Source organism: Paenibacillus sp. FSL R7-0204, from assembly GCF_038002225.1.
Taxonomy (GTDB): domain Bacteria; phylum Bacillota; class Bacilli; order Paenibacillales; family Paenibacillaceae; genus Paenibacillus_AQ.
Window position 1 is genome coordinate 3,831,725 of record NZ_JBBOCA010000001.1, and the last position, 13,086, is coordinate 3,844,810.

Below are 13,086 nucleotides of genomic sequence, written 5' to 3' on the forward strand. Positions count from 1 at the left end.
AGCATCTATTCCTCCTTCTCTATGGTGCTGCGAACCGCTACGGAAGAAGCTGTTTTCCGGTAACGGAGAAATGCGTTTTTTTGCTTCGCGGCCGTCTCGTAAATGTCAGTCCCCAGAGTATTGCGCGAGCCTTCACTGAGATATCCGGCAAGTGAACGGACCGTAGGGTATTTGAACAAATCCACCAGCGTTAGCGGAACGGGAAATTCCCGGCTGAGCCGGTCATGCACTTTGGCGAGCAGCAGCGAATGTCCGCCGAGATCAAAAAAGTTGTCTTCCACGCCAAAGTGCGGGAGCTGTAGAATCTCCCCCCAGAGCTTTGCAATGGTTATCTCTGTGGCGGTCTGGGGCTGTTCATAGGCGGCCCCGTTACGGGGAAGGCTCTCGCCAGGCTGCGGAAGGGCAGAAATTTCCAGCTTGCCGTTGGCATTGTATGGAATACGCTCAAGTTGAATATAAGCTGCTGGCTTCATGTACGAAGGTATCCGCGACTCCAGCCAATGCGCCAATTGCTGGCCGATAATGCTCGCTTGGCTACGGACTGTATAGTATGCGATCAGCCGCAGGTTCCCTTCAAAATCGGACTGGGGATACACGGCTGCCTCTTCGACTTCCGGGTATGTGCACAAATGCCGCTCTACTTCACTTAGTTCAATCCGGTACCCGCGGATCTGGACCTGCCGGTCGCTGCGTCCGATAAAGGCAAGCTCACCGCCGGGAAGCCAATATCCGGTATCTCCTGTCAGAAGCAGACGCTCGCCTTGGCGGAACGGATGGGGTACAAATGCCGCCTCGCTCAAGTCACTTCGATTCAAATATCCACGGGCCAAGCCATGTCCAGAAATGCAGATTTGTCCCTTGACCCCAATCGGAACCGGCCGTAGATGAGCGTCCAGCACATAGACTTGCTGATTGGCTACCGGCCGGCCCAGTGAGGCGGACAAGGCTTGCTCCCCAGCTTGGACAGGCTTCATTAACTTATACGTACTGCACACGCCGGATTCTGATAGTCCATATCCGTTGGCAATAGCTATTTCGCGCAACTTGTCCACATGAGTGGGTTGTAAGGTCTCTCCACCGCTAAGAATGAGGCGAAGCTGGGAAGAGATTCCGCCGTTGCTGTTCAAGCGCCGAATCATAGAGGGTACTGTGCTGAGGATCGTGATGTGATGTTGCTCCATGTAGGCTCTTAGCTTGTCCGGGTGTAGCACTGTTTCGGTATCCGGCAGGACGAGAGTCCCTCCGGCAGCCAGAATCGGCAGCGTCTCTCCGATGAAGCTGGCTGAAGCAACCGATGTAATAGGCAGCAGATGATCCGCGTCTGTCACCTGGTACGATAATAGAAAGGAGTAGACCAGGTTATCGATGCTTCGCCGCTCCAGAAGGACTCCTTTAGGAACTCCTGTCGAACCGGAAGTGAAGATGATAAATGCAAGCGCTTGCGGCGCTAATCCATTGTCCGTTCCCCGCTCGTCCTGTTCATCGAACACTGGGAGCTGTTCCTCCAGTAAGATTACCCGCTCTGGCGGGAGCGGCAGCAGCACGGAATGAACGGCATCACTCAGTGCATACACGTCGCCAAGCTCCTCTACCATCTGCCGTATACGTTCCTTGGGCATAGCAGGATCAACGGGTACCACGGCTCCTCCTGCTTTGGATATGGCAAGTGCAGCGGCCACACATCGTCCCGAGGAAGGCAGGCAGACAATCACCGGCATCTCCGCATAGAAATGTTTGTCCCTAAGTTGTGCCGCAAGATGGTTCGCCCACTGATTCAGGGTACGGTAACTAAGTGCATGTTCTCCCTCAAGCACCGCGCATTTCTCTGGAGTTAGGCCAGCTCTGCGCTCAATCCAGCTTACAAATCCATGTTCCGGTAGGGGCTGCTCCGTTTCGTTCCATGTCCGTATAATCATTTTCTCTTCTGAGGCCTCCAACAGATTGAGACGTCCAAGCGTCTCCTGCGGATCGTTCAGAGCGGCCATCGTCAGCCGGATAAAATGCCCGATCATTCGTCTCACTGTTGCTCTTGTGAAGAGATCGGAGCTGAATTCAAATGTCCCCCGTAGTCCTCCGTCCTCCTCCCAGCAGGATACGGACAGATCATTCTGGGCAATTCCGATGTCCAGCGGGACAGCAGACAAGCGGAGGCCTTGCGCCTCCATGACAGGCAGCTCCAGATTATCGAGCTGGAACATGGTCTGAAAGACAGGTTGCACGCTTCGCTCGCGGTCCGGATTCAGTCTCTCGACAAGCAGATCGAACGGCAGGTCCTGATGGTCAAAAGCCAGCAAAGCCTCTTGCTGAACACTCCTTGCATAGTCTATAAAAGACAGGCCGTCCCCCGGCTGCGTACGGATTACCACAGTATTCACGAACATCCCGATAAGCGGCTCCAGCTCGGTTCTTGTCCTTCCGGCTACAGGCGTACCGACAAGCAAATCTTCTTCTGCACAGTACCGGAAGAGCAGCGTCTTGAAGACGGTCAGCAGGAAGTGAAACACTGATAAGCGTTCCTTCCGGCAAAAGCTGCTAATGCGCTCGAATACTTCAGTCTCTATCCGAAACGGCTCCATCCCTCCCAAACCCGACATGGTGCTTGGCCGTTTGAAATCGGCAGGTATGTCCAGCATAGGAGGCGCGCCTTCCAGCTTATCCAACCAAAAGGTAAGATCCCGTGCATACGCCGTCTCTTCGCTCCCGCACTCAAGCCACCTAACATAGTCCCGGTACTGGATCGCAAGCGGCTGCAGGTCAGAAGCTCTCCGGTGTAGCTCTGCTTCATACAGCTGTGTGAAATCACGAAGGAGGATTCCCTTGGACCAGCCATCCGCAATAATATGATGCATGCGGATGATCCAGATATGCTCCTGTTCTCCCCTCTGCAGCAGTGTAAAGGAAATTAACGGATCATGCTCCAGGTCTATTGGACTGCCTGCAATGTGTGTGATTTCGGCATGCAGCTCTTCGGAAGAAAAGGCTGTGCCACCGTCCTCCACACCCACGACTTCAAATGCTAAAGTTCCTGCACGTGGGCAGGCGTACGGTTCGCCCTGATGTTGTCTGTAATTTACGTTCAGCAGTTCGTGGCGCACCAGCAGGGAGCGCAGTGCTGCCCGCATGCAGTCTAAATCGAGGCTCCCTTCGATTTTCAGCACTGCACTGTTATTGAAGGCTGCGCTGCCCGGGTGTAACTGCTGGAGGAACCAGATCCCGCGCTGCGCGGGGGACAAACCGAAGGAATCAGATTCTCCTGAACGGGGAATCGCGGTGTGCCTGTCGCCCGGAACTGAAATGCCTTTGTTGCGCAATAATCGGTCATACAGCTCATTGTTCATCATCATTATTCCGCCCCCTTAGCTTCGTGCGGCCTTACCTCCGTGACTGGCAAGTAGAAGGCTCCGGTCTGCCTTACCGTTTGGTTTCAGTGGAATCTCATCCACCCAGAGGATCTCTGTCGGAATCGCATACGCAGGCAAATATCTGGCAAGCTCGGCGCGCAGCGCCCGCAGCTTGTCCTGCTCCGGCAGGGGGTCCGTGCCCGCAGGCGCAACCACAAAGGCGGTTAGGAATTGGGCCCCGTCATCACCTATTCGTACTCCGGCAACGGCGGCTTGTACATGGTCTGCACGAAGCAGACAGCTCTCCACTTCACTCAGCTCAATACGGAGTCCACGCAGCTTGATCTGATCATCCTCCCGTCCGGCGTACATGACCTCCCCTTCCTTAGTCCAGGAGGCGAGATCGCCTGTACGGTACATGCGCTGTCCGGGTTCAAAGGGATTGGGCACGAATCTCTCCAGCGTTAGCTGAGGCTGGTTCAGATATCCGCGTGCCAGCCCTGCTCCTGAGATATACAGCTGTCCCGTCTCTCCAATGGATGCAAGCGTCGAATCCTCCCTCAGAACATACAAGCGGATATTGTCAATCGGGCGTCCGATGGGAACGGGCTGGTCCTGAGTCTCCCGCTCGCAGACATGATAGGTGACATCAATCGCCGCTTCTGTAGGACCATAGAGATTGATCAGCTTCACGCCTTGTCCGGGCGGGAAGCTATGATAGAACTGCCTTACCAGCGGGACGGTCAACGCTTCCCCGCTGCAAAAGACATACCGCAGGCTGCGCAAGCGTTCCAGAGCAAAACCGCTGCCGATATATTCAAGGAATAAACGCAAGACGGAGGGAACAAAATGGATGACGCTAATCCCTGTTTTCTCGATTAGTCTCACGAACACACGCGGATCATTTTCCTTGCGCGGCTGCAGAAGACAGACCGCAGCGCCTGTGGTTGACCACCAGACCAGTTCCCAGACCGAGACATCAAAGGTATATACTGTTTTTTGGAACAGGATATCCTCGCGGCTAATGGGGAAGGTTTTTTGCATCCATTCGATCCGATTGGTCAAGGCATCATGTTCTATAAGCACACCCTTGGGGTTACCGGTGGAACCGGAAGTATAGATTACATAAGCAAGGTCACCTGGCTCAGGTCCGTCCGGCAGATTCGTCTCCGGCAGATCACGGTTCGCCAGACTATCCAGCGGGACCCATTCTGCTGTTATAGGCAGCACAGACGGACGGGAAACGCCGCCCTCCGTAATAACCCAGCCCGGGGCGCTGTCAGACAGCATGGTCTCAAGCCTTATAGGCGGACTCTCCAGATCCAGCGGCAGATAAGCAGCTCCAGCTTTGAGTACTCCGAATATGGCAACCAGCATGTCAAAGGAACGCTCAAGCATTAAGGCGACCATCGACCCTTTTCCGGCACCGCCGGACCGCAGCGCATGAGCCAGCCGGTTCGCCGCACGGTTCAATTCCTCATAAGTATGGATGGCCTCCTTCACGTATACAGCAGGTGCGAGCGGCTGCTCTGCCACACGTGCTTCAAACTGCTGGATAACGGTGGTGTCCCGTGAATAAGGCGCAGCGGTATCGTTGAAGCCACGAAGTGTATGCAGCAGCAATTCGTTCTCAACAGTAGGCAGACTCACTCTGGTCCCCTCCTTGTATTGGCAGTACTCTCTGCTTGCCGCTCTACACCGGTCTTCTCCTTGATCTGCAGCCATCGAAGCTCCCGTTCATTGTCCGGGGTACGCTTATCTTCAAACACAGCCTGCAGCATGGATAATGCCAAGGCAACATGCTCTTCTTCAAGTGTTAGATTCCCTTGATCAAGCTCATGCTTCATCTGCTTGACTTGCGTATACAACTCCAAGAACGGCATAACCGGAACATCAGCCTGATTGTTATTGCGGGTGGTCATGGCATGTGTCAGACACATGCTTATTGCTTTAAGCCGCAGATCTGCGGCGGTCGGGCTTGCCTGAGCCTTGGGGCTTGTCACAGGAGTGGTGGAAGCAGCGGCGAAGTGATCTCGGATGTTCATCCGGTCGATCTTCTCATCATGGGCATATACACGGGTCTGAGCAGAAATTTCGGGCATCAGTGTTTTGAGGATGTTCTGCGGACCCATTTCAATGAAAGTCTGGACCCCGTTCTCCAGCAGATACAGGATGGAGTTCTGCCATAGTACCGGTTTATATAGCTGCTGTGCCAGCAGCCCCTGCATCTCCTGAATTGATGTATAGGGCCGGCCGGTTACATTGGACAGAAGCTGACCTGCCGGAAGGCTCCAGTTATACTTGAGCAGCTCCTCCGTCATTTCCGCCGCGCTCGGCTGCATTAGAGCACAATGATAAGGGGCGCTTCCGATCAAATGGCTGATCTGTGCCTCAGCTGACGATTCTGTTACCCGCTGCTCCAGCTCGACCAGAGCAGCATCTTGACCGGAAACGGCTACCTGGCTGCGGGAGTTCTGACAGGCAATGCTGACCTGCCGTCCCTCGGCTTGCAGGCTCAGGCAGAGCAATGCGACTTGTGCAGGATTAACCGATTTCATAATGCTCATGGCGCCGCCCGTGGCCTCCATAACGGCTTCTGCCAGCCGGGCACGGAAGCGGACCAGCGTCAGCCCGTCCCTGAAGGACAAGACACCGCTGCAGATAAGTGCGGAATATTCGCCCAGGCTGTGTCCCGCCATATAGGCTGGAAGCGGCCCGCCTTGCTCCCGGTATAGGCGGTAATGGGCAACACTCGCCGCACAGATGGCCGGGAGCATATGCCCGATCCGGTTCAGCTTGACCGTGCTGCCCTCGAACATCAGCCGGGATAATTCAAAACCGAGAATGTCATCTGCCTCATGCAAGGTGTCCTGCACCATGCGCGAGGATTCATAGAGACTCCTCATCATTCCTTTATATTGAGACCCTGATCCAGGGAATAATAAAGCCAGGTCTGCTTGATGATTCATCCGATCCTCACCCTTCTGCCAAAGATGCGGCACAGTGTCACAAACGGAAGTTGCGTGCAATTTGCAGCTCATGCATCTGTGAAGTTCCCTCAATAATCTCCATAATCTTGGCATCCCGGTAGAACCGTTCTACCGGACAGCCGCTCATGCAGCCTGAAGCACCGTGTATTTGCAGGGCATGATCTGCTGCATGGACAGCCGCTTTGGAGGCATGATATTTGGCAACCAGGGTCTCTGTGATGGCTGCAGGATCACCTTGCTCCCGCAGTCTCCCAGCGGCGGCACACAACTCGCGGGCGGCTTTGGACCCGGTAATCATTTCGCTAAGCATCTTCTGCACAAGCTGATGCTTGCGCAGGGGTTCACCGAACTGGACCCGCTCACTGGCATAATGGATGCTTTGCTCCAGGCAGGCTTGTGCCAACCCGACGCTGCCGCAGGCGGTGGTATAACGGCCTTCGTCCAGCGCATAGTTCGCCACATGGGTGAAGCCGAAGCCGATTTTGCCAACTAAATTCTCCACAGGCACACTGCAATGCTCAAAGGTCAGCTCGGCGATCATGTTGGCCCTCAGTCCCATCAGTCCCCGCATGGGATTAATCTGCAAACCGGCAGTCCCCCGTTCCACCAGTACAGCGACTCCGCGACCGTTCAATCGGGCGAACACCAGGAACACATCAGCGATTTGTCCAAGCGTGATGTACTTCTTGCGGCCATTCAGGATGATTTGTCCATCTTCCTGCACCGCCTCCGTCTCCAGCTTGGCAATATCGCTGCCTACCATCGGTTCGGTGATTGCAATCGCCGGGATGACCTCACCACCCGCGATGGCGGGCAGCCATTTGTGCTTCTGGGCTTCCGACCCAAACCGCGCCAGCGGTTTGCAGACCATGCCGAACACAGTACAGGCATTCTGTACCGATGCATACCCGCGGCCCAGCTCCTCATGAATGGCTCCAAGTGTGGCATAGTCGACGGCAGTTCCCCCATATTTTTCTGGAATCGCAAGGCCTGTAAGTCCTTCGGCTGCCATCTCAGTGAACAATGCGCGCGGAATCTCCTGCTCCTGATCCATCTGGGCGGCCTGCGGCAGGATGTGCGTGTCCACAAACTGGCGGATGGCCAGGGCGGTAGGGACGGCAGTTGCTTTTAGTGGCGTATTCATTAGATTTCAGCTCCCGTAGTTTGATGGCGTTCAATCAGAACTACCAGATCGCGGACCGTCTTGATATTGTCCATATCCAAATCCTCTTCTTCCAGCTCCAGATGAAAGGTCTTCTCGATGAACATAATCAACTGGATCATGAACAGGGAATGCACAAGGCCCAGCTCCAGGATGTTATCGTCCTCCTTAAGCTCCTTGGTTCGCAGTGAGCGGGTAAGAAATGTGGTCACCTGTGCTTTGATTTCTTCATGATTCATTGAGATCAGCCTCCTGAAATTAATTGTAAGAATAGAAACCCTGACCGGATTTCATACCGTGAAGCCCGGCGTCTACCATTTTTTTGAGCAAGGGACAAGGGCGGTATTTACTGTCGTTATAGCCTTCGTACAGCACATCAAGTGACTTGAGAATGGTATCCAGACCAATGAGGTCGGCTGTCTGTAAGGGACCCATCTTGTGCCCGAAACACTGTTTGAACAAAATATCAATGTCCTCTGGTGAAGCCACCTGCTCCTGTACCATAAAGACAGCTTCATTGACAAAAATCATCATCGCCCGGTTCGTCACGAACCCGACTGAATCCTCAACAACTACACTTTGCTTGCCGAGGGTGCCCAGCATTTCCTGCGTGATTTGTAGTGTCTCCGGGGTGGTATGATATCCTTTGATGACCTCAACCATAGGTTTGAGCGGCACCGGATTCATGAAATGAATTCCGACAACCCGCTCGGGGCGTTCCACTAGTGCAGCAACCCGGGTGATTGAAATCGCCGATGTGTTAACCCCCAGAATGCAATCCTTTGCGCAAACTCTGTTAAGCTGTTCGTATACCGCCTGCTTGATCTCCCAGCTCTCGGTTACATTCTCCACCACGAACGAACACGCACCTAGCGCCTCGATCTCCCGGGTGAAGTGGATGCGGTCCAGCACGGCTTCGGCACGTTCTAGCGGGGCTATACCCGTCATCATTTTCTGAAAACGAAGGCTCTCCCGGATCTTCTCCCGGGTTCTGTGCATCTGCCCTTCGGATACATCGACAACTACCGTGTCGTACCCCCCTTGAGCGAAGACCTGGGCTACACCGCTTCCCATCACACCTGAGCCCACAACGCCAATCCTCTGTTCCATCGTTCTTCCTCCATCCTGAATTCTGCTCACTGCACACCTCCATAGGTCAGTCGTTGATACTCCCGGTAGGCATCTGCAATATCAGCTACGGTTCCGGCATCCCCCCACTCGCTCACCAAGCTGCGGATCATCCCCTCTACCGTTGGGTCCTCCATTACGGTACGAAGCGGCAGCTCGGCGCGAAACACATCCTTGATTCTTGAGAGGAGTCGTGTCAGCAGCAGTGAATGTCCACCCAAATCGTAAAAATGATCATCCACACCCACTGGATGTACGCCAAGCAGTTCGGCGATAATCTCACAGATGATAGACTCCTGCTCTGTCACTGGAGGTTTATAGGGCCCCAGATCAGCCGGACGCTCACGACTGCCCGCAGCATCATAAGGATGGGTGGAGGAATGGGTATCCGCCGGAAGCGGCTGTTCCTCTGCGGCGATCCCCAACCGGGATAGGGGAGGCTGTGCAGAAATGACCGCCCGGCTGATCTGTCCCCGGATCGGCCATAGCTGCTCATATAAGACATATTCCTCTTCCCGGGTAATGCCCGGACCCTGGACTGTCTCGCTGCGGGTGAAATCCCGGCTTAGCGACAGCCAGGGGATAACCCCGGTGCCCGCATCTTCCGCAGCTGCATCAAGTACACCTGCTGCCGCTGCCAGTTCGGTGAGGCCGATTCCGCCAACTACGGAGGATAAGGAAGATAATATCCAACCAAAACCGATCTCAGCACTGCAGCTCTCCAGCAGCTTGTTCAGTTCCTGGAAGATGCGGGGTGCTGGAACCTCGGGATTCTTCACCGCAGATAATGCCGCAAGTGTCCGCCATTCCAAGGCTTGCAGCTCCGGTTCGTATACCACCCCGTCAATGCGGCCGCAGATTCCCTCCGCTGCCGCAATGGCCTGACGAAGCTGATCTGATCCGAGACCTTCGGTTGCTATGACCTCTGCACCAGGCCGAGCTGCCAGGAAGCTGCGGATCAACTCCGCACCTCCAGCGGAAGAGACCACGAGATAGACCTCTCCGGGTGCTGCTGCCTCCACTTCGGAGAAGTTAGCAGGCTCACCCTTAGGAATTGAAGCCGTATAGGGTTCAAAAGCCTGCACCAGCCGCGCCCCGCCCCGGTAAGCCGCTACTATTGAAGTACCGGGAGGCGATAAAAGCTCCAGCCAAAGCTTGTCTGTCAGACGTCTCTCGGACTCCCCAGGCTGGAAGTCAATCAGCCGGCCCTGCCAGCCGTTCTGCTCCTGGTGCAAGGTCAGTAGCGGTCCAAGGATGGCCCGCCGTTCAGCCTCACCTTCTCCTGTTCCAAAGATCGTGAAGATCCGGCTAGCTGCAACCGTTAACTGAACTTGCGACCCGCAGAGTTCTTTATCCAGGGCAGGGACTAGATGAATGAGCGAGAGGTATCCTCGCTCGGCAGCTGCTGACATCTCTACAGCGGACGGAATTCCTCGCGGCGTCTGCTCTTCCAGCATCCAGGTATGGAGAATGCGGTCAATGATAATGCCGTCCCTTCGCAGATCATCGGCGAGCCGCTGGTAATCCCCGGCGTGGACCGGATTCAGCTCGTACCGGTCTGGTGCAAGTCGTTGATACTGCGCTGCAGCCAGCACTCCGATACAACGGTTTCCTTGTTCAACAAGCCGTTCTTGGCATCGCTCGACTGCCCGGCCTCCTCCACGCAGAATGAGCCAGGTTAGCGGATGCGGGCTTGTATTGCTTGGTGCGTCCGAGAGCGGCTCCTGCTTCCATGCAGGCAGATAGAGCAAGGAGATGTCCGGCCCCGCCGTTACAGTCTGGATCGGCTCTGCAAGCGCTGGCCGAGGCAGATAGGTCTGCCGGTCGAAGCTGTACATAGGCAGTGGCAGCCGCCGGCGGGACTGCGGCGGATAAAGCTGGTCCCACTGGACAGGTACCCCGGCCAGCCAGAGCTGGGACAAGGTCTGCACGAAAACGGCTGCTTCACTGGCTGCTGGCGCAGCCCCCAGGCTGGACAGCACCAGCCGGTCACCTCCGCTCTGGGCTTTCACCAGCCGGCATAACGTCTGGCCTGGGCCTATTTCAAGGAAAATATTGTCATACTTAGCCAGACAGCCGCTGACCATCGCCGAGAAGTTCACTGTCCCGCGAAGCTGCGCAGTCCAATACTCGGGATTCACTGCCATCGCGCTGGTGACAGGTTCGCCGGTCAGACAGGAATAGAACGGCAGCTCAGGTGTATTCAGGTGTTTGGAGCGGAGTACTTCGCGGAACGGCTCCAGAATGGTATCCATCCGTGAAGAGTGGAATGCGTGAGAGGTGTTTAGCCTAGCCGTGAAGATCCCCGCTTGGCTCCACTCCTCCTGCCGCAGCTGCAGCTCTTCTTCGTTGCCTGAGAATACGCATAACCCCGGCTGGTTAATAGCTGCGAGCGATACGTCTGCACTGACATACCGCCCTGCTTCAGATGCAGGAATAGCCGCGGCTAACATCATTCCACCTGGAGCAGACTGCATCAGTCTCCCGCGAGCCACAACAATATCGAGCGCATCCTCAAGGGTGAAGACCCCGGCGAGTGTTGCCGCAACATATTCTCCGATGCTGTGTCCCACCATCTGGGAAGGGCGGACGCCAAGCTTCATCCAGGCACTGGCAAGCGCATACTCCAAGACGAACAATGCGGGCTGAGCGAGCCAGGTCTGGTCTAGCTCCGATTCGGAAGAAGCGGCAGCAAGACTCAGAGCTTCGGCCTCCGTCACACCGATATAGCGGCGGATATCCAGGCCAAGCTTCGGACGCAGCAGCTCCGACAGCCGGTCTACTTCCTGACGGTAGGACAGATGGCGCTGGTACAGCTCCGCGCCCATCCCAATGACCTGCGATCCTTGGCCCGTGAACATGAATACCACCGGACGGTTGATATGCTCCTGAGAAGCTCGAATTCGTCCAACATCTTCCGAATCTCTTAGCAGGCGGACAGCCTCTTCTGTCTGCGCTGCAGTACAGGCGAGCCGGTATTTGAATTGCCCCCGTCCCATTTGCAGCGTGAACGCAACATCGGCCAGCGGTACACTGCTTGAGAGATTCTCCAAATGTTCTGCCAATTCGCCTTGCATCCGCTCCAGGGCAGCAGGGCTTCTGGCCGAGAGCAGCAGAACTGCCGGAAGCTCCGCCGGCTCACTGATTGCCCGGAGGGGCGGCTCCTCAAGAACCATATGGACGTTGGTGCCGCCAACACCGAATGAACTGATGCCTGCACGGCGCGGTTGCTTCCCTCTAGGCCACGCCAAGGGTTCCCGGCTGAGGTAGAATGCCGATTTCTCCATCTCCAGCAGCGGGTTGGGTTCGTCATAATTGGCTGTCGGCGGAATCATCCCCCGTTCCAGCGACAGAGCAGTCTTGATCAAGCCGGCAATCCCGGCAGCGGCGTGCAGATGTCCTATGTTGCCCTTGACCGAGCCGATGGGACGGTGCGGGCGGTGCGGGCTCTCCTGACCGAACACTTGCTGTAAGGCGGTAAATTCAATCGGATCACCGACGTTGGTGCCGGTACCGTGGGTTTCAATGTAACCGATGGTATCCGGTTCAATATCCGCGAGGCTCCAGGCCGAGCGGATAACCTCCTTCTGGCCCTCCAGGCTGGGGGCAGCAAAGCCTACCTTTCGCCGTCCGTCATTATTGCTCGACGAGCCTTTAATCACAGCATAGATATGGTCGCCGTCCTCTATAGCTTCCGAGAGGCGCTTGAGCACCACTGCCCCCGCGCCTTCCCCGAAGATGGTCCCATCGGCACGGCTGTCGAAGGGGCGGCAAACGCCACTTTTGGAATAAATAGTACCCTCCTGGTAGAGATAACCCGACTTGCCCGGCTGCTCCAGCGTTACCCCTCCGGCAACGGCCAGGTTGCAGTCTCCCAGCAGGAGACCCTGGCAAGCCAGATGAACTGCTGCAAGCGAGGTTGAACACGCAGTATACAGAGTGTAGCTGGGTCCCGTCAGATTGAGCTTGTAGGAGATTAGTTGGCTTAAGAAATCCTTGCTCGACACGATACCCGACTCCAGCACATCTTCACCGTCTCCATGGCGGGACAGATGGTCACTCGTCCATTTCAGGTCGAGCGGAGCCCCGGCATACATGCCGATTTGTCCTTCATACCGGTCGGGGTGATAGCCCGAATTCTCTAGTGCATGATAGACAATTTCGTGGAACAGACGAATCTGGGGGTCCATGTTCTCGGCTTCCCAGGAGGCATATCCGAATAAAGAAGCATCAAAATCGTATACGTTATCCAGGCAAGGCTTCGCTCTGACATAATCGGGATGGTTTAAACGTTCTGGAGAAATCCCTTGTTCCCGGAGCTCTTCGTAGCTGAATTGGGTTACTGAGGATACGCCGTGGATCAGCAGCTTCCAATACGCCTCGATAGTCTCCGCCCCCGGAAATTTACCGCTCATGCCAATGATGGCAATCTCAAGTCCGGTCTCTGTCGTCTCTTCACTCATTA

At 55.6% G+C, this 13,086-nt stretch carries 7 protein-coding genes; all 7 read right to left on the reverse strand.

The genetic code is table 11. The features are described from left to right. Window positions 1-5: 5 nt before the first annotated feature. The 7 genes from MKX42_RS17035 to MKX42_RS17065 are packed head-to-tail and all read right to left on the reverse strand — an operon-like array spanning window position 6 to window position 13,084. Entirely contained in the window at window positions 6-3,344 is a 3,339-nt protein-coding gene (locus tag MKX42_RS17035) for a non-ribosomal peptide synthetase (RefSeq protein ID WP_340753522.1), read from the reverse strand. Window positions 3,345-3,356: 12 nt separating this feature from the next. After that, the gene (locus tag MKX42_RS17040; RefSeq protein WP_340753523.1) at window positions 3,357-4,991 is read right to left on the reverse strand and encodes a non-ribosomal peptide synthetase; all 1,635 of its coding nucleotides are present in this window, start codon (window positions 4,989-4,991) and stop codon (window positions 3,357-3,359) included. Then, window positions 4,988-6,310, reverse strand: a complete 1,323-nt coding sequence (locus tag MKX42_RS17045) for an ACP S-malonyltransferase (RefSeq protein ID WP_340753524.1) — start codon at window positions 6,308-6,310, stop codon at window positions 4,988-4,990. The genes MKX42_RS17040 and MKX42_RS17045 overlap by 4 nt, the downstream gene beginning before the upstream one ends. A gap of 37 nt (window positions 6,311-6,347) precedes the next feature. Next, window positions 6,348-7,475, reverse strand: a complete 1,128-nt coding sequence (locus tag MKX42_RS17050; protein ID WP_340753525.1) for an acyl-CoA dehydrogenase family protein — start codon at window positions 7,473-7,475, stop codon at window positions 6,348-6,350. Further along, a complete protein-coding gene (locus MKX42_RS17055; protein ID WP_340753526.1) occupies window positions 7,475-7,732 on the reverse strand; it encodes an acyl carrier protein in 258 nt (85 codons plus the stop codon). Before MKX42_RS17055 ends, MKX42_RS17050 begins: the two co-directional genes overlap by 1 nt. Window positions 7,733-7,751: 19 nt before the next feature. Continuing rightward, window positions 7,752-8,603: a 3-hydroxyacyl-CoA dehydrogenase family protein gene (locus MKX42_RS17060; RefSeq protein ID WP_340753527.1), complete on the reverse strand. Its 852-nt coding sequence runs from the start codon at window positions 8,601-8,603 to the stop codon at window positions 7,752-7,754. A gap of 26 nt (window positions 8,604-8,629) precedes the next feature. Beyond that, entirely contained in the window at window positions 8,630-13,084 is a 4,455-nt protein-coding gene (locus tag MKX42_RS17065) for a type I polyketide synthase (protein WP_340753528.1), read from the reverse strand. Window positions 13,085-13,086: the final 2 nt, after the last annotated feature.

Excerpts from the sequence above, each read along its gene's own strand:
- MKX42_RS17035 (WP_340753522.1), bottom strand. The coding sequence starts at position 3,344 with ATGATGATGAACAATGAGCTGTATGACCGATTATTGCGCAACAAAGGC.
- MKX42_RS17045 (WP_340753524.1), bottom strand. The coding sequence starts at position 6,310 with ATGAATCATCAAGCAGACCTGGCTTTATTATTCCCTGGATCAGGGTCT.
- MKX42_RS17050 (WP_340753525.1), bottom strand. The coding sequence starts at position 7,475 with ATGAATACGCCACTAAAAGCAACTGCCGTCCCTACCGCCCTGGCCATC.
- MKX42_RS17055 (WP_340753526.1), bottom strand. The coding sequence starts at position 7,732 with ATGAATCATGAAGAAATCAAAGCACAGGTGACCACATTTCTTACCCGC.
- MKX42_RS17060 (WP_340753527.1), bottom strand. The coding sequence starts at position 8,603 with ATGGAACAGAGGATTGGCGTTGTGGGCTCAGGTGTGATGGGAAGCGGT.
- MKX42_RS17065 (WP_340753528.1), bottom strand. The coding sequence starts at position 13,084 with ATGAGTGAAGAGACGACAGAGACCGGACTTGAGATTGCCATCATTGGC.